We start from the raw sequence: 18,334 nt of genomic DNA, 5'->3' as shown, positions 1-18,334 counted from the left end.
CGGATCGGCGCCGTAGGCTGGCCGGGTGGCAGCGGAACACGACCCGGCCGGGATCAAGCCGAGCTGGGGACCGAGCGAGGTGCCGACCACGGCACTGCTCACCGACCATTACGAGTTGACCATGCTCCGCGCCTCCCTGCGCGGCGGCACAGCCCTGCGGCGCAGTGTGTTCGAGCTGTTCCCGCGACGACTGCCGCCCGGTCGCCGGTACGGCGTCGTGGCCGGAGTCGGCCGGGCGCTGCGGGCGCTGCGCCACTTCAGGTTCGACGAGGAGACGATCCGATTCCTGATCGACCGCGACGTGGTCGACTCCGAGACCGCCGACTGGCTGGCCGACTACCGGTTCGCCGGGTCGATCTGGGGCTACCCGGAGGGCGAGATCTACTTCCCCGGCTCGCCGCTGTTGGTGGTCGACGGCACGTTCGCCGAAGGCGTGTTGCTGGAGACCGTCCTGCTGAGCATCTACAACCACGACTCGGCGATCGCCTCGGCGGCGTCCCGGATGACGGTGACCGCGGGCGACCGGCCGTGCATCGAGATGGGCTCCCGCCGGACCCAGGAACTGGCCGCGGTCGGCGCCGCCAGGGCGGCCTACATCGCCGGTTTCCAGGCCACTTCCAACCTCGAGGCCGGGCGGCGGTACGGCGTGCCGACGACGGGTACCGCCGCGCACTCCTTCACCCTGCTGCACGACACCGAGGAGGCGGCCTTCGCGGCCCAGCTGGCTGCGATGGGCGAACAGACCACGCTGCTGGTCGACACCTACGACGTCTTCGAGGCGGTACGGACCGGGGTGCGGCTCACCCAGGGCCGGCTCGGCGCCGTCCGCCTCGACTCCGGTGACCTCAGCCTCTTGGCCAAGCAGGTACGTGATCTGCTCGACTCGCTGGGCGCGACCCGGACCAAGATCATCGTCACCAGCGACCTGGACGAGTTCACCATCGCGGCCCTGTCCGGCGCCCCGGTCGACGGCTATGGCGTCGGCACCGCGCTGGTCACCGGCAGCGGCCACCCGACCTGCGGCTTCGTCTACAAGCTGGTGGCCCGGGCGACCTCGGCCGACCGGGACGCGGAGTTGGTCAGCGTCGCGAAGAAGAGCACGGACAAGATCAGCGTCGGCGGCCGCAAGTTCGCGCTGCGCCGGCTGGATCGGGCCGGGGTCGCGGAGGCCGAGGTGATCGGCATCGGCCGGCCGCCGGACGGCGACGAGAACGACCGGCCGCTGCTGAAGCAGCTCGTCGATCATGGCGAGATCGTCGGCGAGGAACCGTTGTCGGCCGCCCGGGAGCGCCACTTCCGGTCCCGGGCCGAGCTGCCGATCGAAGCATTGAAGATGTCCCGCGGCGAGCCGGTGATCGAGACCCGCTATCTCGATCATGGTGAGGACGCCGCGAATCCGTACCGGACCGGAAAGGGAAGTCGATCATGACCACGGCATTGATCGTCGTCGACGTACAACGAGACTTCTGTGAGGGCGGCTCGCTGGCCGTCGCCGGCGGCGCCGCCGTCGCGGGCAGGATCAGCGCGCTACTGGAGGGCGGCCACGACTACGATCATGTCGTCGCGACCCGTGATCACCACATCGATCCCGGTGATCATTTCTCCGATCAACCGGACTTCGTCGACTCCTGGCCGCCGCATTGCGTGGTCGGCACCCCCGGCGTCGAATTCCATGATCAACTGACGTTCCGCGACTTCGCGGCGGTCTTCGACAAGGGCGAGTACGCGGCCGCCTACTCGGGCTTCGAGGGACGCTCGTCCGACGGCAAGGTGCTGGCCGCCTGGTTGACCGAGCACCACGTCACCCAGGTCGACGTCTGCGGCATCGCCACCGACTACTGCGTCCGCGCCACCGCCCTGGACGCCCGCGCCAACGGCCTGGAGACCCGGGTGCTGCTCGACCTCACCGCCGCCGTAGCCCCGGACCGCTGGCCCGCCGCGAAGGCCGCCCTGGACGAGGTCGGCGTCACCTTCGCCGGCCAGCTTCGCTAAGCCTCCCGCCAGGCGTAGAGGTCACGGAGCAGGGAAACCTCGGCGCCGTGGTGGATCACCTCGCGGTGAATGTGCAGGACCAGCGCCCCGGAAACAGCTGCGGCCGACCTTGCCGGAGTCCGAGGACGGGACCACCGAGGCCGCGTGTCGAACGCGCACGGAGCAAGGCGGAAGTGCCAAGCCGGACCGCCGTGGCCTTGCCCTTCGACAGGCTCAGGGACGTGTTCGACACCAGCCTCGCCAGGGCCACCGAGAACTCCGCAGTCCGCCGACCCGACTCCGAAAGGCGATGATGGTGCCTGCCCTGCCCGAACTTCCGTTGCCGAACGGTGCAAGATCACGGATCGCGGCGATCTTCGCGCATCCCGATGACGAGTCCTACTTCGCCGGCGCGACGCTGGCCGACTACGCACGTGCCGGCTGCGAAGTCAGGCTCGCCACCCTGACCGGCGGCGAAGTGTTCGGGCCGATCCGGTTGCGCCAGTACGCCCTCGCCGGCGCGGCGTTGGGTGCTTCCGCTGCACAACTCCTGCGCCCCGGAACCTGGCAGGACCTCGGCGACTCCGCCTCGGCGGGCTCGCTGGCGGCCGCGCCTCTGGCCGACCTGGCCGACGCCATCGGAGACTTCGTCGCGGAGGTCAGCCCGGACGTCGTGATCATCAACGACGCCGACGGTGTGACCGGACATCCCGACCACCTCCGCGTGCACGAGGCGGTCCTGGCAGCCCGGGGCTCGGTCCCCCTGGTCCTCGCCGGTTGCGTCCGCGCCGTGGACGTCGAGGTCGCGGCCGCCCGGCTCGGCGAGCTCGCGCCCGGCGCCAAGATCGGCTCCGGCGGCATCCACGGAGTCCCGGCCGACGCCGACCTGATCGACGTCGTTCCTTCCTTGTCCGCAAGGCGTTCCCGAGCCGCCGCACTGGACCTCTACCACCCTGGACTCGGGACCTCCGCATTGGCGGATCTCGTCGATCCACTCGCCGGCGTGCACGACGGCGTCCTCCTGCGCGCGATCGCCGAAGCGGCCGGGCACCGCGAGTTCTTCCGCCGCTTCTGAGACACCTGAGCACGCGAGAAACTCCGTTGCCCGGCGCTCAGGTGCTCCGTATCCTGGAACGTTCGCCTCAAGATCAACTGAAAGGACCCATGGACGACATCTCGATGCAGTCGCGGCTGCTCGGCGAACCGCACGACGTGCGGCGAGCGCTGCAACTGCTCGGCGAGCTGCTGACCGACACGGCGATGATCACCGAATCGCCGGAGTCGTTCGTCTGGCGTGCCCTCGGCGCCCACCCCACCACGCTCGCCTGCGAGACGATCACGACGACGGCCTGGGGCGGCATCTCGCTCTCCGCAGTCCTGAACGACCTGATCATGAAGCACGATCCGCGGCTCGGGCCCGCGGTGAGCGACGAGGCGCCGACCTGGACGCAGTTCGACATCGACGGCGAAACGCTGTCGCTGCCGTCCGCGGCCTCAGCCCACTTCCCCGCCGGTACGGTCTCGTCGGCGCCGCTGGTCGTCCAGATCGAGCGCGAGGACTACGGCGCCTTCGCCTGGGACGTCCGCGTGTTCTCCGATCCGGCACACCGAGCCGAGGCGCGCACCCTGCTCGACGACCTGAACCGCACGGCCGTCGAGGAGAAGAACTTCTACCGCGGCCGGATGGTCGGCGTCGACCTTGCGATGGGGCTGCAGTGGAAGATCCTCGAGCCGCCGCGGCTCCAGCGGCAGGATCTGATCATCAAGCCCGACGTCTGGGCCGAACTCGACCTCAACCTGGCCGCCCTGACCGGCCGGGCCGACGTGATGCGCGAGCGCGGCTTCAGCACCCGCCGCGGCGTCCTGATCGCCGGCCCGCCCGGGGTCGGCAAGAGCGCCGTCGCGCGGGTGATCGCCGGTGAGCTGGTCGGCCGGTTCACGGTGATCGTCGTCGACGCCCGGGCCGGCGCCAACGCGCTGCGTGACGTCTACCGGGAGACCGAGCGGTTCGGCCCGGCCTTGATCATTCTGGAGGACATCGACCTCTACCTCGGCGACCGCCGGCAGGGCGATCGCGGCTCCGCGCTGGCCGACTTCCTCTCGGTGATGGACGGTGCCGAGGAGTACGAGGAGGTGCTGACCATCGCCTCGACCAACGATCCCAGTGCCCTTGACGCGGCGGCGACCCGGAGCGCCCGGTTCGATTCGATCATCACCCTCGGCTACCCCGACCAGGCCGACCGGGCCAAGATCCTCACCCGCTATCTGGCCGGGCTCGAGACGCTGGTCGATGTGGATGCGATCGCAGCGATGCTGCCGGACAACGTGTCCGGTGCCGATCTCCGCGAGATCGTCCGCCGGGCCCTGCTCGCGTACGGCGAGGACCTGACCACCGACCGGATCCGTACCGTGGTGAAGGACGGCCGTTGGCAACCGGAGCCGCTGCAGGGCAGCTACCTCTGATCTTGATCGTCGAGCTGGTCCAGCACCCGCTTCGGCGCCACGGCGCGGAATGCGTCCAGGCAGATCGCGTTCAACTCGTCCTGATCGATGTCGACCAGGTGGACACCGAGCCAACCCCGGTGCCCCACGTAGGGCGGCACGAAGAACCGGTCCGGCTCCGTCTCCACCAGGTCCGCCTGGGCACCGGGCGGCGCCGCGCACCAGATCGCCAGCCGCCCATCCCCGTGATGATCATCGAGGAACATCACGAAGCACTTCTTGTCCTTGATGAAGAACGCCGGCCCGCCATGACTCGGCCGCTCCGAGGACTCCGGCAGCCCGAGGCAGGCGACCCGGACAGCAGCCAGCGCCTGATCGACATCCCCGTCGGTGTATGCAGCCATGCCGCCCATTGTGCCTGTCGTCAAACCCCCACCAGCGAAGCACTGGAGCCGATTCCAACGTTGAACCATTCCGGATGAGGAGGTTTTACGACATCCCCAGTGAGGTCGTGCGACCCGGCGAGCCGTTCGACGATGATCACCGAGCACGGCGGCTGGCCTGGGTGATCGGCCGACCGGACGGACGTCACCGCGGCTGGGAAACGCCCGAGCAGGCGGCGGCGCGGTTCCAGGCCGGACTTGATGATCTTCCGGGCGAGGTCGTCGTGGCCACGCACGGCATGGTGCTCACGGCCTGGCTGGTGGCCCGCGGGGTCGTTGCCGCCGGGACCGAGGCTGGATCGTTCTGGACCGGACTCGCGTTTCCTGACGTCGTCACGACCGATCGCTGACCCGCCGGCCGGCGGCGGCTACCCTGGCCACGTGGTCGATTCCTGGCTGACCGGGTTACTGGACGACGCGTCCGCGGGGCCCGGCCCTGCCATCACGGACGATCCGATCCTGGGCTCCGTCGTCGTACCGGACGACCGGCTGGCCGCCGTCGATCGCGAGCTGGACGTCTCCGAACCGGTGCCGTGCCGCGTGATCAACACCGGCGGTGCGGGCGGGCTGGTGGCGCTGGCCAGGCGGCGGTTCGAGCGGCTCCGGGTCACCGGGGTGCGGACCGGCCTGCGCGATCTCGATGATCTTGCCGGTGCGGCCGCCCGGGTCGCGGTCGCGGCGCGGGAGCTGGATCCCGAGGTGACGATCATGATCGAGATCCCGGACGCGCCCGGCTGGCAGCGGGCGGTCGAGACGGCCGAGCTGGAGGGACTCTCGGCCGCGGTACGCGACGAGGGCGAGATCGTGGAGCGGCTGGAGGCCTTGATCGAAGCCGACGTTCCGTTCGTGATCACCGGGCCGGCCGGGTCGGCCGACCGCGTCGTCGAGTTGATCATGATCATCGCCGGGATCGTGGACGGGACGGCACCGCCCGCCGGCCCGCCGGACCCGGACCAGGGCCGCCGGCTCCGGCGCCGGCTGCTCGGGATCGAGGTCGCCGAGCCGGCCGCGATCGCGCAGGGCCTGACCGACCGCGGCTGGCCCACCGCCCACTGACCAACACCATACGCACTCGACTCCGAAGTCGAGACGATCACGCATGCCGTCAAGACTCATGACGATGGTTCCAGCGCTCCATCGACCGTGTACTGGAGACACCAAGCCAGACCCACCGAAGGAGCAGGATCATGAACGTCACCGTCATCGGAGCCACCGGAACCGTCGGCCGGCTGGTCGTCGAGCAGGCGCTCGACGCCGGCCACGCCGTCACCGCCGTCACCCGGGACCACAGCAAGATCGACACCCGGCACGAGCGGCTCACCGTGGTCGAGGCCGACCCGCTCGACCCCGACCAGCTCACCCCGGCCCTGGCCGGCGCGGACGCTGTGATCGTCGCGCTCGGCGCCGGCGCCAAGGGCGGGGTCCGCGCCGCCGGCACGATCGCCGTGATCGAGGCGATGCGCCGGGCCGGTGTCCGCCGACTGATCTGCCAGTCCACCCTCGGCGCCGGGGACAGCCGGCCGCACCTGAACTTCTGGTGGCGCCACGTCATGTTCGGACTGCTGCTGCGCAAGGCGTACGCCGACCACGAGCTCCAGGAAGCCGCTGTCCGGGACAGTGGCCTGGACTGGACGATCGTCCGGCCGGCCGCGTTCACCGACGGCCCGCGCACCGGGAACTACCAGCACGGCTTCGACACCCGGGCGAGCATCACCCTGAAGATCTCCCGGGCCGACGTCGCCGACTACCTGATCGGCCGACTGACCGACGAATCCTCGCTGCACAAGGCGCCCGGGCTATCGTACTGATCAACTCCCACCAGGAACGGGGATCGTCATGGACATGCTCGACGGGTTGCTGGACGGGCCGCGGGCCCGGAGCGCCTTCCTGCTGCGGTCGATCATGAGCCCGCCCTGGTCGATCCGGATCGAGGACGAGTCGCCGCTCACGGTCGTCGCCCCGATCTCCGGCTGGGCCTGGATCGTGCCGCCCGACGGCGACGCGGTCCGACTGGTGCCCGGGGACATCGCGGTGGCGACCGGCGGCGGCCACTACACGGTGGCCGACCATCCGGACACCGAGCCGTCGGTGATCGTCTACCCGGGCCAGCGCTGCACCAGTGCCGCCGACGGCAGGTCCCTGGTGGACGAATGGAACCTCGGCATCCGGACCTGGGGCGAGCACGCCGACGGCGCCACGGTGCTGCTCACCGCAAGCTACGAACGCGCCGGCGAGGTCAGCCGGGCCCTGCTGGCCGCGCTGCCGCCGCTGCTCGCGGTGCGCCGCGAGGAGTGGGACTCGCCGCTGGTCGCGCTGATCGCGCACGAGTCCAACCGGGACGGCCCGGGCCAGCGGGCCATGCTGGACCGGCTGCTGGACGCCCTGGTGATCGCCGTGCTGCGCACCTGGTTCGGCCGCCAGCGGGACAAGGCCCCGGCCTGGTATCGGGCCCAGGGCGACCCGGTGGTCGGCAAGGCGCTGCGGCTGCTCCAGCATGCGCCGGAACACCCGTGGACGGTGGCCGCGCTGGCCAAGGAGGTCGGCGTCTCCCGGGCCGTGCTGGCCCGCCGGTTCTCCGACCTGGTCGGCGAGCCGCCGATGGCGTACCTGACGGGCTGGCGGCTGGCCCTCGCCGCCGACCTGGTCTGTCAGCCGGGCCTCACGCTGGAGGCCGTCGCGCGCCAGGTCGGCTATGCGACGGCGTTCGCCCTCAGTGCCGCGTTCAAGCGGGAACGCGGGATCAGCCCGCAGCAGCACCGCGCGCTCGCGGCAGCCGCGTCCTGATCAAGATCTGATCACGCCCCGGGCAGCTTCTTGATCACCTGCGTGCCGGCGGCAAGATCATGCAGCGCCTGCTTCTTGGGATGGCCGAGCGGCACCAGGACGTCGATCAACTGGAAGATGATCAGCACGGCGGCGACACCCGGCAGCACCCAGATCAAGGTCCGCAGGATCACCGCGCGCCAGGGCAGCCGGCCGGCGAACCGGCCCTGGTCCAGCGGCACGACCCGGAGCCCGACGACCAGTTTGCCGGGCGTCGCGCCCCGCCAGCGCAGGAAGAACCCGTGGTAGAGCAGGCCGACGCCGATCGCGATCACGGTCAGCAGAAGTTGATCACCCGGCGGGATGAGGCGGGTGGTGTCGGTCATCGGCATGATCCGGCCTTCCTCGGCCGCTCGCATCGACTCCTCGAACAGCGCCTGGAACGCCGGCATCATCCGCAGATAGACCGGGATCGAGACGAGGCCGGAGATCACCGTGAAGATCAGCCAGTCGATCACCGCGGCCAGCACCCGGTACCACCAGCCCGACACCTCGACGCCGTCCGCGGTACGCAGCGCCGGCTGGCCACCGGCCGGCATCCCGTACTGCGGCGGCATTCCGTGCTGATACGGCTGGCCCTGCTGATACGGCTGGCCCTGCTGGGGCGGGTATCCCTGCTGGGGCGGCATTCCCGGTTGGGGCGGATAACCCTGCTGCGGCGGCTGGCCCGGCTGCGGCGGAAAGCCTTGCTGCGGCTGGCCCGGGGCCGGCATTCCGGGGTGCGGCGACGGAGGCGGCGGCGTCTCGGCCTGGCGCGTGTTCCGCGACCACTGCCAACCGTCCCAGTAGCGCTCCCGCGCCGGATCGACCGGATCCGGGTACCAGCCGCCGGGCGCCGCATGGCGACCGGGCGGGACGGGCGGGGAGCCGACCGGGATGTCATTACTCACGCGCCCTAGCCTAGTGAGGTGGGAACGAACACCGAGATCTTGATCACCGCGGACGAGCTGGCGGAGGCGCTGGCCGCCCCCGATCGCCGGCCGGTCGTGCTGGACGTCCGCTGGACCCTGGCCGAACCGGACGGGCGGCCGGCCTACCGGGAACGGCATCTGCCCGGCGCCGTGTACGTCGACCTTGATCAACAACTGGCCGCGCCGGCCACCAAGGACGACGGTCGGCATCCGCTGCCGGACCTCGCCGTGCTGCAGCAGGCCGCCCGCAGTTGGGGCATCGACGACGACTCGGCGGTCGTGGTGTACGACGACGGCGGCAACCTGGCCGCGGCCCGGGCCTGGTGGCTGCTCCGGCACGCCGGCCTGACCGACGTCCGGATCCTCGACGGCGCCCTGGCCGGCTGGGTCGCCGCCGGGCTGCCGACCGAGTCCGGCGACGTCGACCCGGAACCCGGCTCGGTCACGCTCGCGTACGGAGCGCTGCCGACCACCGACCTCGATCACGTCACCGAGTTCGCCGGCCGGGGCCGACTGCTCGACGTCCGGGCCGCCGAGCGCTACCGCGGCCAGACCGAGCCGATCGACCCGCGGGCCGGCCACATCCCGGGTGCGTTGAACGCACCGACCGGCGGAAACCTCGGCCCGGACCAGCACTTCCTGGCCCGGGCGGCGCTGCGCGAGCGCTACGCCGGCCTCGGATTGCCGGACGGCGCCGAGGTCGCGGTCTACTGCGGTTCCGGCATCACCGCTTCCCACGCCGCGGCGGCGCTGACCGTGGCCGGCTACCGGCCGGTCCTCTATCCCGGTTCCTGGTCCCAGTGGTCGAACCGGCCCGAGCTGCCCGTCGAGACCGCCTGATCGCAGAGCCCTGCCGCACGCGACACGCACAGACGGGAGCCGTCGGCCCACGTGACGCGTCCTTGGGCAAGAATGTTGACGATGGAGACGATCGGTCGCTACCGCCTGGTCCGGCGCCTCGGCGCCGGGTCCTTCGCGACCGTGTACCTGGGCCACGACGACAGCCTCGACGTTCCGGTCGCCATCAAGGTGCTGGCCGACAACTGGTCCGCCAACGAAGACGTCCGGCAGCGCTTCCTCGCCGAGGCGCGGATCATGCGCAGGATCCGGGACAAGCGGATCGTCCAGGTGTACGACATCGGCACGCTGGACGACGGTCGGCCGTACTTCGTGATGGACTTCATCGACGGCGGCTCGCTGGACGACCTGCGGAAGCGCCGGGTCGAGCCGGAGCGGGCGCTGCGGCTGTGTGCCGAGGGCTGCCGGGCGCTCCAGGTGCTGCACGACAACGACATCATCCACCGCGACGTCACCCCGGGGAACCTGCTGATCAGCCGCGGCGCCAACGGCGAGACGCTGGTCCTGATCGCCGACCTCGGCGTGGCCAAGTCGATGATCGACGCGGCCGGAGCGACGATGACCGCGGGCACGCCTTCTTATATGGCGATGGAACAGGCCACCGGGATCGGCACGCTGGATCACCGGGCCGACATCTACTCGCTGACCGCGCTGACGTACGCGATGCTGACCGGTGAGCCGCCGTTCAAGGTCCGCTCGCTCGCCGACATCCTCGGCCGCGGCCCGCAGTCCGACCCGGAACCGATCGCCGAACGGCTCGGTGCGCCGCCGATCCTGGACGCGTTGATGGTGTCCGGGCTGTCCACCGATCCGCAGCGCCGGCCGCCGTCGGCCGAGGTGCTGGCGCAGGCGCTGGACAGCATCGCCGACCAGATGCACGCCGCGTCGGCCGAGGTCAGCCCGCTGCCCGAATCCACGACGCTGCGGCCGTCGCCGGCGACCGCGTACCTGCAGAACCCTTCGCCGCACAGCCCGGGCACAACTCCTCCGGGACCGGGGGCGACGCCGCACAGCCCGGGCACGTCGCCGCCGGTGCAGTCCGGCGGCAGCCCGACCAGCATGATCGGCCCGCCCGGTTCGGGGCAGCCGCCCGCCTACCAGCAGCAGGCGTACGGCTACCAGTCGCCGGGCACCCAGCCGCCCAGCTACCCGCCGAACCCGTACCTGCCGCAGCACCAGCCGCAGCAGCACTACGTCGAGCAGGCGCCGCCCGACCGCGAGACGAGCGACACCGGCACGACCCAGCGGCCGATCATGTTCTACATCCTGATCGGGCTGGCCGCGCTGGCGCTGTTCGCGATCTCGCTGTTCGTCACGATCACCGCGCTCAACGGCTGACCACCGGGCGGACCCCCGATGGCCGGGTCAGTTCACGATCGGTGAAGATCATGGCCATGGATCACCTCACACCCAGGCCCGACCGTTACGACGTCCCGTACGCGATGGACAGCTTCCAGCAGATGCCGTACCGCAAGCTCGGCGGCTCCGGCCTGGCGGCCGCGGCGATCGGTCTGGGCACCTGGAAGTTCGGCTACCCCGACACCGGTGACGGGTCCCGGGTGGACGGGCCGGGCAGCTTCGAGATCCTGGACCGCTCGATCGAACTGGGCGTCACGTTCTGGGACACGGCGAACCGCTACAACAACGGCTCCGGCAACTCCGAGCGGATCATCGGCCGCTGGTTCAAGGCCAACCCCGACCAGCGCCGCAACGTCGTGCTCGCCTCCAAGGTGCACGGCGGCATGGACGGCTACACCCCGAACCACTGCGGGCTGTCCCGCGGCGCGATCATCGACGCGCTGGACGCGTCGCTGGCCCGGCTGCAGCTTGACTACCTGGACGTGCTCTACTTCCACCGGCCGGACCCGGGCACTCCGGTCGAGGAGAGCCTGGAGACGATCGACGACCTGGTCCGGGCCGGCAAGGTCCGCTATCTCGCGGTGTCCAACTTCTCCGTCGACGAGCTGACCGAGCTGGTCGAGGTGGCCGGCCGGATCTCGCGGCGCTGCCGCCCGGTGGCGGTGCAGAATCAGTACAACCCGGTCGACGGCGAGACCGATGATCATGCCGGCGTGCTCAAGTTCTGCGCCGAGAACGCGATCTCCTACGTGCCGTACTCCCCGCTCGGGCGGGGCCTGCTGACCGGCCGCTACCTCGATCCGGCCAAGGTCGGCGCCGGCGACCGGCTGCACGACGAGGGTTCGCTGGAGGCGGTAGCGGGGAAGCTGGACAAGGTGCAGGGGCTGGCCGGGCTGGCGAAGGAGTGGGACCTCGAGGTGAGTCAGCTCGCGCTGGCGTACCTGCTGACGCTGCCGGGCATGGGCCCGCAGATCCCGAGCTCCTCCAACGTCGCGCAGCTGGAGTCCAACGCGCAGGCCGGCAAGGTCACGCTGACCGACGATCAGATCGCCTCGATCACGCAGGCGCTGGCCTAATTTCAGTAGCCCTGCTGCGGCGGCCCGGGCGGATAGGGACCGGGCTGCTGCGGTACGGGCTGCTGCGGTAGGGGTTGCTGGGGAGCGGGCGGGTAGCCCTGCTGCGGGACCGGCTGGTACGGGCCGGGCTGTTGCGGCGGTCCGCCCCACTGCTGCTGAGGAAGTTGCTGGGGGTACGGATTCGGCGGCCGTTGTGGCTGCTCCGGCTGCTCGGGGCCGCGGACTGCCCGGGACAGGGCGTTCTTGATCTTGGCGATTCCGTACAGCAGGAAGCCGGCGACCAACCCGGCCACCACCATGCCGAGCGCCACCATCGGGAAGCTGCTCCGCTCGGGATTGAGGAAGCTGTACAGCGGGCTGCCGCCGCGGACCCATTCGTAGCCGTCGGTCAGCGTGTAGCCGATCATCCAGACGGCCGGGACGAGGATCCAGATGAACGGGTGCCACCAGCGGGCCCGGTTCTGGCTGCGGCCGATGAAGCACCAGTCGAGCAGCACCAGCAGCGGTGTCACGACGTGGGTGAGCAGATTGTGCAGCTCCTCGAGGTCGCCCTCCATCACGCCGACGTAGGTGCCACCGACGATGACGAGGAGCAGCGTCATCATCCCGCGCAACTTGCCCCGGCCGGGCTCGCGGCCGGTCGCGAAGCTGGCGATCGGGTAGTAGAACGCGAGACCGAGGAACACGATCGCGACCAGCAGATTGCCGCTCTGGGTGAGGAACGGAAGCTCCTCGGGGTCGTGGCCGTAGAGCCACCAGCCGGCGAACGCGCAGACGGCGATGCCGATCCGCCACAGTGCGGTCAAGATCACGAACGCCGGGTTGGGCTTCTTCACCCGGGCGAGCCTAGTGACCTCAGGGTCGTGGGGTAGCCGCCAGGGTGCTCTGGCCGATCCAGGTCGGCAGCGCGCGGCGGGCCTGTTCCGGACCGTCGAGCGTCACCCGGCCGGACCGCAGCGCGGCCTCCCAGGACAGGTCGCCGCGCCAGATCCGGGTCAGCGTGGCCAGCCCGGTGCGGACCGTGACGGTGACCTCGAAGCCGGGGTCGTAGTCGCACAGGTCGGCGTCGTCGCCGGTGACGACCAGCCACCAGTCCTTGGCCCGCGGGATGTCGTCGAACCGGATCGCGACCGTGGTCCGGGTGCGCGGCCAGGCGGTGACCGGCACGGTGCGGCGCAGATCCCAGAGCAACAGGTGCGGATCGAGATCCTGCTCGCCCAGTTCGCCGATCCACCGGGTGCCCCAGATGCCGAGTGAGGTGACCACGTCGACCAGCTCGGCGCCGCAGGTGGTCAGGCTGTAGCCGGCCGGCGTCCGGGTCACGATGCCGGCCCGGGTCAGCGTCCGCAGCCGCTTCGACAGCAGCGCCGGCGACATCTTCGGAACGCCGCGGCGGAGCTCGTTGAACCGGGTGCTGCCGAGCAGCATTTCCCGGACCACGAGCAGCGTCCACCGCTCGTCCAACACCTCCATCGCCTTGGCGATGGGACAGAACTGCCCGTACGACGTCATCGTCTTCTTCCCCCCGAACTCCCGCAACATCAGTAGAACCCGGGGCGGACCGCCGCACCAGGGACCTTCGGTACAGATCTGGAACCGATGCCGCTACAGATCTGGCACTGGCGGCGGCCGCCCGCCGGGAGGACCGTTGAGCCGATCGGAACTCACCACCACTCAGGGGGAACCATGAACCAACAGACCGTCGGCGGTCCCGCCGACACCGAGGCCGACCGCGCACTCAAGGCCAAGCACCGCGCCCTGTGGGCGCTCGGCAACTATCCCGCCGTCGCGGCCGACGTCGTCGCGCCGCTCGGGCCGCTCCTGGTCGATGCGGCCGGCGTGACCAAGGGCGACCGAGTGCTGGACACCGGCGCCGGCACCGGCAACGCGGCGATCCCGGCCGCGCTGACCGGTGCCGAGGTCGTCGCCACCGACCTCACACCGGAGTTGCTCGCCACCGGTGAGCGCTTCGCGGCCGAGCACGGCGTGCGGCTGACCTGGCAGGAGGCCGACGTCGAGGCGCTGCCCTTCGCGGACGCCGACTTCGACGTGGTGCTGTCCTGCATCGGGGCGATGTTCGCCCCGCACCACCGGCGGACCGCCGACGAACTGCTCCGGGTCTGCCGGCCCGGAGGACGGATCGCCATGATCAACTGGACGCCGGAGGGCTTCATCGGGCAGTTGTTCGCCACCATGAAGCCGTACGCGCCGCCTCCGCCGCCCGGCGCCGAGCCGCCGCCGCGCTGGGGCGACGAAGATCATCTCCGGGAACTGTTCGGTGACCGGGTCCGCGGCCTGACCGTGCACCGGCAGGAACTCGTCGTCGACCACTTCCCCGACGGCGCCGCGTTCCGGGACTACTTCAAGCTCAACTACGGGCCGACCATCGTCACCTATCGCGCCATCGCCGAGGACCCGGACCGGGTCGCCGCCCTCGACCAGGCGCTGGTCGATCTGGTGGACCGGTACCAGTCCGCCGGATCGATGCCGTGGGAATACCTCGTGGTGCTGGCCGAGAAGGTTTGACCGGGCTCAGTCGCCGTCGGGCTCCCAAGGGTTGATCACCTCGAACCCGAGGTCGGCGAACCCGTCCACATCGCGGGTGGCGATTCCGACCCCAGCCACGCGGGCGATCGACGCGATCAGGGCGTCCATACCGCCGATCGGCCGCCCGGCCGCGCGGCGGGAGGCGACGATCTCCGCGTAGACGGAGGCGCACTCGGGCACCAGCGGCAGACAGGTGCCCAGCTGGTCGAAGGCCGCAACGGCTGCATCCCACAGTCGATCCCGCCGACCGCCGCTGGGCAGCAGGGCGACGCCGGCCATGATCTCCGCCCGGTTGATCACGGTGGTCACGGGCCGGTCCCGCAGGCTTCCGAGCCAGTTCAACACGGACGGTTCGGCAAGCCGACCGCGCATCACCTCGGAGATGACGTTCGTATCGAGGATGATCACGGCTTGGTCAGGTCCGCCGCCGTGGCCGGCTCGTCCTCGGGCACCACCAGTTCGACTCCACCGAACTCATCGCCGGCCGCCTTCAACGCCTCGATCCAGGTCAGGTCGACCCGCCCGGTGGACTCGAGCGCGTCGAGCAGGATCGTCCGAGCCTCGGCTTCCATCGACCGACCGTTCGCGGCCGCGCGCATCCGAAGTCGTTGTTTGGCACTGTCCGGCAGCTTTCGAATCGTGATCGCGGTCATGAGCTTCACCCCTCTGCAACAATGCTATCACTGTTGCACGATCGAGATGCCGATCTGCTGGCCCTCGCCGACGTCGACGGTGTCGCCGCCGGTCGGCTCGGTGACGGCGAGCCGGTCGGTCAGGGTCTCGCCGACGATCAGGTCCCGGTGGGTCTGGATCGCCGATCGGACGCCGTCATCACCGGACAGGGTGAGCTCGATCCGGTCGGTGATCTTCAGGCCGGCGTCGCGGCGGGCCTGCTGCACGGCGCGTACGACATCGCGGGCCAGACCCTCGGCGGCGAGGTCCGGGGTGACGGCGGTCTCCAAGATCACGAATCCTGCCTCCGGCAGCAACGCCACGGCACGCTGATCATCCGCGCCGGCCTGGTCGGCGACGGTGTGCACGGCGTACTCCCCTTCCAGCAAAGCGATCCCGCCCGCCGTGACCCGACCGGCGTCGTCGATCGACCAGTCGCCGCTCTTGCTGGCCCGGATCGCCGTCTGGACATCACGGCCGAGCCGAGGCCCGGCCGCGCGGGCGTCCACCCGCAGCTCGGTGTGTACGCCCAGCGTCGCCGGATCCACCTGCGCCGGATCCAGCAGTTCGACCTCGCGAACGTTCAGCTCGGCGGCGATCACCTCGGTCAACCCGGCCAGCGACGCGGCGTCCGCGGCGACCACGGTCAGCCGGGCCAGCGGCAGCCGGACCCGGAGGCCGGCCGCCTTTCGCAGCGCCGACGCGGTCGAGCAGATCGTCCGGGCCCGCTCCATCGCCGCCACCAGCGCGTCGTCGGCCGGCGCGTCGTCGCCGGGAGGGCGATCAAGGCCGGGCCAGTCGGTCAGGTGCACCGAGCGGCCGCCGGTCAGGCCGCGCCAGATCTCCTCGCCGACCAGCGGCAGCAGCGGCGCCATCGCCCGGACGGCGACCTCGAGCACCGTGTAGAGCGTGTCGAAGGCGGCCAGCGCAGCCTCGGATTCGCCGTCCCAGAAGCGATCCCGGGACCGCCGGACGTACCAGTTGGACAATGTGTCGAGGAAGTCCTTGACGTCGTCGCAGGCGTCGGCGATGTCCAGCGCCTCCAGATGATCACCGACGGCGGCGACGAACGCCCGGGTCCGGGCCAGGATGTAGCGGTCCAGGACGTGGTCCGCGTCCTCGATGATCTTGGCGTCGTAGCCGCGGCCGCCGCGCGCCACGCCGGCGTACAGGGCGAAGAAGTGCCAGGTGTTCCAGAGCGGGATGATCACTTGGCGGACGCCCTCGCGGATGGCCGGCTCGGTCACCACGAGATTGCCGCCGCGCAGGATCGGCGACGACATCAGGAACCAGCGCATCGCGTCGGCACCGTCCCGGTCGAACACCTCCCAGATGTCCGGATAGTTGCGCAGCGACTTGCTCATCTTCTGCCCGTCGCTGCCGAGCACGATGCCGTGACTGAGGCAGGTCCGGAAGGCTGGCCGGTCGAAGATCGCGGTCGCCAGCACATGCATGGTGTAGAACCAGCCCCGGGTCTGGCCGACGTACTCGACGATGAAGTCGCCCGGGAAATGATCATCGAACCAGTCCGCATTCTCGAACGGGTAGTGCACCTGGGCGAACGGCATCGACCCGGAGTCGAACCAGACGTCCAGCACGTCCGGCACCCGGCGCATCGTCGACCGGCCGGTCGGATCGTCCGGGTTGGGTCGGGTCAGCTGGTCGATGTAGGGCCGGTGCAGGTCCGGCACCGGGACCCCGAAGTCGGCCTCCAGTTCGGCCACCGACCCGTACACGTCGATCCGCGGATGCGCCGGGTCGTCCGACACCCAGATCGGGATCGGGCTTCCCCAGAAGCGATTCCGGCTGATCGACCAGTCCCGTGCACCCGCCAGCCAACGGCCGAACTGGCCGTCCTTGATGTGCTCCGGCACCCAACCGATCTGCTGGTTCAGCTCGCCCATCCGGTCCCTGATCTTGGTGACCGCGACGAACCAGCTGGTCACCGCCTTGTAGATCAGCGGGTTCCGGCAGCGCCAGCAGTGCGGATAGGAGTGCACGTACGGCGCACTGCGCAGCAGCACCGTGCCCTCCGACACCCGCCCCGAGCCGGCCCGCAGGTCGTCGATGATCATCAGGTTGGCGTCCAGCACCAGCAGGCCGGCGTACTCGTCGACCGGCGCCGTGAACCGGCCGCCGGCGCCGACCGGCAGCACCGGCTCGATCCCCTCGGCCCGGGCCACCTCGAGGTCCTCCTCGCCGAACGCGCCGGCGTTGTGCACCAGGCCGGTCCCCTCGTCGGTGGTGACGAAGTCGGCCGCGACGATCCGGTGCGCGCCGGCGTGGCCGGCGAAGTAGTCGAACGGCGGCGTGTACGACCGGCCGACCAGCTCGGATCCCTTCAGGCGTTGGACGATCGTGCCCTCGGCGAGCTCCGGATAGGTGCCCAGCAGCACCTCGGCGATCAGGTACGGCTCGCCGCCCGACTCGACGACGACGTAGTCGATCCCGGGCCCGACCATGATCGCCAGGTTGGACGGCAGGGTCCACGGCGTGGTGGTCCAGACCAGCGCCAGCTCGCCGGTCTCCAGCCGCAGCCCGACCGTGACCGACGGGTCCTCGCGATCTTGGTAGACGTCGTCGTCCATCCGCAGCTCGTGCGAGGACAGCGGCGTCTCATCGTTCCAGCAGTACGGCAGCACGCGCAGGCCCTGATACACCAATCCCTTGTCGTACAGGGTCTTGAAGCCCCAGAGCACGCTCTCCATGTAGTCCCGGTCGAGCGTCTTGTAGTCGTTGTCGAAGTCGACCCAGCGGGCCTGCCGAGTCACGTACCGGACCCATTCCTCGGTGTAGCGGAACACCGACTCCCGGGTCGCCGCATTGAACTTCGCGATCCCGAGCTCGAGGATCTCGTCCCGCTTCTTCAGGCCGAGCTGGCTCATCGCCTCCAACTCGGCCGGCAGCCCGTGGGTGTCCCAGCCGAACCGCCGCTCCACCCGGCGCCCGCGCATCGTCTGGAACCGCGGCACCACGTCCTTGACGTAGCCGGTGAGCAGATGCCCGTAGTGCGGCAGCCCGTTGGCGAACGGCGGGCCGTCATAGAAGACGAACTCGTTCGATCCCCGCTCGCCCGCCGGGCGCTGGTCGATCGAGGCCCGGAAGGTGTCGTCCGTCTGCCAGTACGCCAGCACCCGCTCCTCGAGCTCGGGCAGGCGCAGGCCGGACGGGACCTTGTCGTGATCACCGGTGGTCGCCTTCGGGTAGTTCATGATCATCCTCGTCTCGGTCC

At 70.4% G+C, this 18,334-nt stretch carries 19 protein-coding genes; 12 read left to right on the top strand and 7 right to left on the bottom strand.

What is annotated here, in order from left to right; genetic code table 11:
* Nucleotides 1-79: 79 nt before the first annotated feature.
* The 4 genes from BKA15_RS24485 (at nucleotide 80) to BKA15_RS24465 (ending at nucleotide 4,434) form a co-directional block, all read left to right on the top strand.
* Nucleotides 80-1,429, top strand: a complete 1,350-nt coding sequence (locus tag BKA15_RS24485; RefSeq protein WP_312879706.1) for a nicotinate phosphoribosyltransferase — start codon at nucleotides 80-82, stop codon at nucleotides 1,427-1,429.
* On the top strand, nucleotides 1,426-1,992 hold the full coding sequence (locus BKA15_RS24480) for an isochorismatase family protein (protein WP_179755243.1): 567 nt from the start codon (nucleotides 1,426-1,428) through the stop codon (nucleotides 1,990-1,992). Before BKA15_RS24485 ends, BKA15_RS24480 begins: the two co-directional genes overlap by 4 nt.
* A 289-nt stretch (nucleotides 1,993-2,281) precedes the next feature.
* On the top strand, nucleotides 2,282-3,046 hold the full coding sequence (locus BKA15_RS24470; protein WP_218871557.1) for a PIG-L deacetylase family protein: 765 nt from the start codon (nucleotides 2,282-2,284) through the stop codon (nucleotides 3,044-3,046).
* A gap of 89 nt (nucleotides 3,047-3,135) precedes the next feature.
* Nucleotides 3,136-4,434, top strand: a complete 1,299-nt coding sequence (locus BKA15_RS24465) for an AAA family ATPase (RefSeq protein ID WP_179755240.1) — start codon at nucleotides 3,136-3,138, stop codon at nucleotides 4,432-4,434.
* Here BKA15_RS24465 and BKA15_RS24460 read toward each other — a convergent pair.
* Nucleotides 4,425-4,817: an MmcQ/YjbR family DNA-binding protein gene (locus tag BKA15_RS24460; RefSeq protein WP_179755238.1), complete on the bottom strand. Its 393-nt coding sequence runs from the start codon at nucleotides 4,815-4,817 to the stop codon at nucleotides 4,425-4,427. The genes BKA15_RS24465 and BKA15_RS24460 overlap by 10 nt on opposite strands.
* Before the next feature lie 74 nt (nucleotides 4,818-4,891).
* Between BKA15_RS24460 and BKA15_RS24455 the strand changes: the two genes are divergently transcribed.
* The 4 genes from BKA15_RS24455 (at nucleotide 4,892) to BKA15_RS24440 (ending at nucleotide 7,640) form a co-directional block, all read left to right on the top strand.
* Complete coding sequence (locus BKA15_RS24455) at nucleotides 4,892-5,206, top strand: histidine phosphatase family protein (RefSeq protein ID WP_179755236.1); 315 nt, start codon at nucleotides 4,892-4,894, stop codon at nucleotides 5,204-5,206.
* Between the two features lie 31 nt (nucleotides 5,207-5,237).
* A complete protein-coding gene (locus BKA15_RS24450) occupies nucleotides 5,238-5,912 on the top strand; it encodes a hypothetical protein (protein ID WP_179755234.1) in 675 nt (224 codons plus the stop codon).
* Between the two features lie 131 nt (nucleotides 5,913-6,043).
* Nucleotides 6,044-6,664, top strand: a complete 621-nt coding sequence (locus BKA15_RS24445) for an NAD(P)-dependent oxidoreductase (RefSeq protein ID WP_179755232.1) — start codon at nucleotides 6,044-6,046, stop codon at nucleotides 6,662-6,664.
* A 28-nt stretch (nucleotides 6,665-6,692) separates the two neighbouring features.
* Nucleotides 6,693-7,640, top strand: coding sequence for an AraC family transcriptional regulator (locus BKA15_RS24440; RefSeq protein WP_179755231.1), 948 nt, complete (start codon nucleotides 6,693-6,695; stop codon nucleotides 7,638-7,640).
* Between the two features lie 11 nt (nucleotides 7,641-7,651).
* Here BKA15_RS24440 and BKA15_RS24435 read toward each other — a convergent pair whose 3' ends face one another.
* On the bottom strand, nucleotides 7,652-8,569 hold the full coding sequence (locus tag BKA15_RS24435; protein WP_179755228.1) for an RDD family protein: 918 nt from the start codon (nucleotides 8,567-8,569) through the stop codon (nucleotides 7,652-7,654).
* An 18-nt stretch (nucleotides 8,570-8,587) separates the two neighbouring features.
* Here BKA15_RS24435 and BKA15_RS24430 point away from each other — a divergent pair, with 18 nt between their 5' ends.
* From BKA15_RS24430 to BKA15_RS24420, 3 genes are all read left to right on the top strand, one after another.
* A complete protein-coding gene (locus tag BKA15_RS24430) occupies nucleotides 8,588-9,430 on the top strand; it encodes a sulfurtransferase (RefSeq protein WP_312879262.1) in 843 nt (280 codons plus the stop codon).
* An 81-nt stretch (nucleotides 9,431-9,511) separates the two neighbouring features.
* Nucleotides 9,512-10,786 carry a serine/threonine-protein kinase gene (locus BKA15_RS34995; RefSeq protein ID WP_246322415.1) on the top strand — a complete coding sequence of 425 codons (1,275 nt, stop codon included), beginning with the start codon at nucleotides 9,512-9,514 and terminating at the stop codon, nucleotides 10,784-10,786.
* A gap of 56 nt (nucleotides 10,787-10,842) precedes the next feature.
* Nucleotides 10,843-11,883, top strand: coding sequence for an aldo/keto reductase (locus tag BKA15_RS24420; RefSeq protein WP_179755226.1), 1,041 nt, complete (start codon nucleotides 10,843-10,845; stop codon nucleotides 11,881-11,883).
* A 2-nt stretch (nucleotides 11,884-11,885) separates the two neighbouring features.
* On the opposite strand, the gene BKA15_RS24415 is transcribed toward BKA15_RS24420, so the two are convergent.
* The gene (locus BKA15_RS24415) at nucleotides 11,886-12,719 is read right to left on the bottom strand and encodes a Pr6Pr family membrane protein (protein ID WP_179755224.1); all 834 of its coding nucleotides are present in this window, start codon (nucleotides 12,717-12,719) and stop codon (nucleotides 11,886-11,888) included.
* Nucleotides 12,720-12,738: 19 nt separating this feature from the next.
* A complete protein-coding gene (locus tag BKA15_RS24410; RefSeq protein WP_179755222.1) occupies nucleotides 12,739-13,395 on the bottom strand; it encodes a winged helix-turn-helix transcriptional regulator in 657 nt (218 codons plus the stop codon).
* Nucleotides 13,396-13,569: 174 nt separating this feature from the next.
* On the opposite strand from BKA15_RS24410, the gene BKA15_RS24405 reads away from it, so the two are divergent.
* A complete protein-coding gene (locus tag BKA15_RS24405) occupies nucleotides 13,570-14,409 on the top strand; it encodes a class I SAM-dependent methyltransferase (RefSeq protein ID WP_179755220.1) in 840 nt (279 codons plus the stop codon).
* 6 nt (nucleotides 14,410-14,415) lie between these two features.
* Here the strand turns inward: BKA15_RS24405 and BKA15_RS24400 are convergent, their stop codons facing one another.
* The 3 genes from BKA15_RS24400 to ileS all read right to left on the bottom strand — a co-directional run bounded on the left by BKA15_RS24400 (nucleotide 14,416) and on the right by ileS (nucleotide 18,320).
* On the bottom strand, nucleotides 14,416-14,838 hold the full coding sequence (locus BKA15_RS24400; protein ID WP_179755218.1) for a type II toxin-antitoxin system VapC family toxin: 423 nt from the start codon (nucleotides 14,836-14,838) through the stop codon (nucleotides 14,416-14,418).
* Nucleotides 14,835-15,029, bottom strand: a complete 195-nt coding sequence (locus tag BKA15_RS24395) for a FitA-like ribbon-helix-helix domain-containing protein (RefSeq protein WP_246323159.1) — start codon at nucleotides 15,027-15,029, stop codon at nucleotides 14,835-14,837. The genes BKA15_RS24400 and BKA15_RS24395 overlap by 4 nt, the downstream gene beginning before the upstream one ends.
* Nucleotides 15,030-15,110: 81 nt before the next feature.
* Nucleotides 15,111-18,320 carry an isoleucine--tRNA ligase gene (gene ileS / locus BKA15_RS24390; RefSeq protein ID WP_281385309.1) on the bottom strand — a complete coding sequence of 1,070 codons (3,210 nt, stop codon included), beginning with the start codon at nucleotides 18,318-18,320 and terminating at the stop codon, nucleotides 15,111-15,113.
* Nucleotides 18,321-18,334 lie beyond the last annotated feature (14 nt).

The sequence above is a fragment of the Microlunatus parietis genome (genome assembly GCF_013407955.1).
In the GTDB taxonomy this organism is placed as follows: Bacteria; Actinomycetota; Actinomycetes; order Propionibacteriales; family Propionibacteriaceae; genus Microlunatus; species Microlunatus parietis.
This window is presented reverse-complemented; position numbering and strand designations above follow the sequence as displayed.

Excerpts from the sequence above, each read along its gene's own strand:
- ileS (WP_281385309.1), bottom strand. The coding sequence starts at position 18,320 with ATGATCATGAACTACCCGAAGGCGACCACCGGTGATCACGACAAGGTC.
- BKA15_RS24445 (WP_179755232.1), top strand. The coding sequence starts at position 6,044 with ATGAACGTCACCGTCATCGGAGCCACCGGAACCGTCGGCCGGCTGGTC.
- BKA15_RS24395 (WP_246323159.1), bottom strand. The coding sequence starts at position 15,029 with ATGCGCGCGGCCGCGAACGGTCGGTCGATGGAAGCCGAGGCTCGGACG.
- BKA15_RS24480 (WP_179755243.1), top strand. The coding sequence starts at position 1,426 with ATGACCACGGCATTGATCGTCGTCGACGTACAACGAGACTTCTGTGAG.
- BKA15_RS24410 (WP_179755222.1), bottom strand. The coding sequence starts at position 13,395 with ATGACGTCGTACGGGCAGTTCTGTCCCATCGCCAAGGCGATGGAGGTG.
- BKA15_RS24420 (WP_179755226.1), top strand. The coding sequence starts at position 10,843 with ATGGATCACCTCACACCCAGGCCCGACCGTTACGACGTCCCGTACGCG.
- BKA15_RS24405 (WP_179755220.1), top strand. The coding sequence starts at position 13,570 with ATGAACCAACAGACCGTCGGCGGTCCCGCCGACACCGAGGCCGACCGC.
- BKA15_RS24455 (WP_179755236.1), top strand. The coding sequence starts at position 4,892 with ATGAGGAGGTTTTACGACATCCCCAGTGAGGTCGTGCGACCCGGCGAG.
- BKA15_RS34995 (WP_246322415.1), top strand. The coding sequence starts at position 9,512 with ATGGAGACGATCGGTCGCTACCGCCTGGTCCGGCGCCTCGGCGCCGGG.
- BKA15_RS24460 (WP_179755238.1), bottom strand. The coding sequence starts at position 4,817 with ATGGCTGCATACACCGACGGGGATGTCGATCAGGCGCTGGCTGCTGTC.
- BKA15_RS24440 (WP_179755231.1), top strand. The coding sequence starts at position 6,693 with ATGGACATGCTCGACGGGTTGCTGGACGGGCCGCGGGCCCGGAGCGCC.
- BKA15_RS24465 (WP_179755240.1), top strand. The coding sequence starts at position 3,136 with ATGGACGACATCTCGATGCAGTCGCGGCTGCTCGGCGAACCGCACGAC.
- BKA15_RS24470 (WP_218871557.1), top strand. The coding sequence starts at position 2,282 with ATGATGGTGCCTGCCCTGCCCGAACTTCCGTTGCCGAACGGTGCAAGA.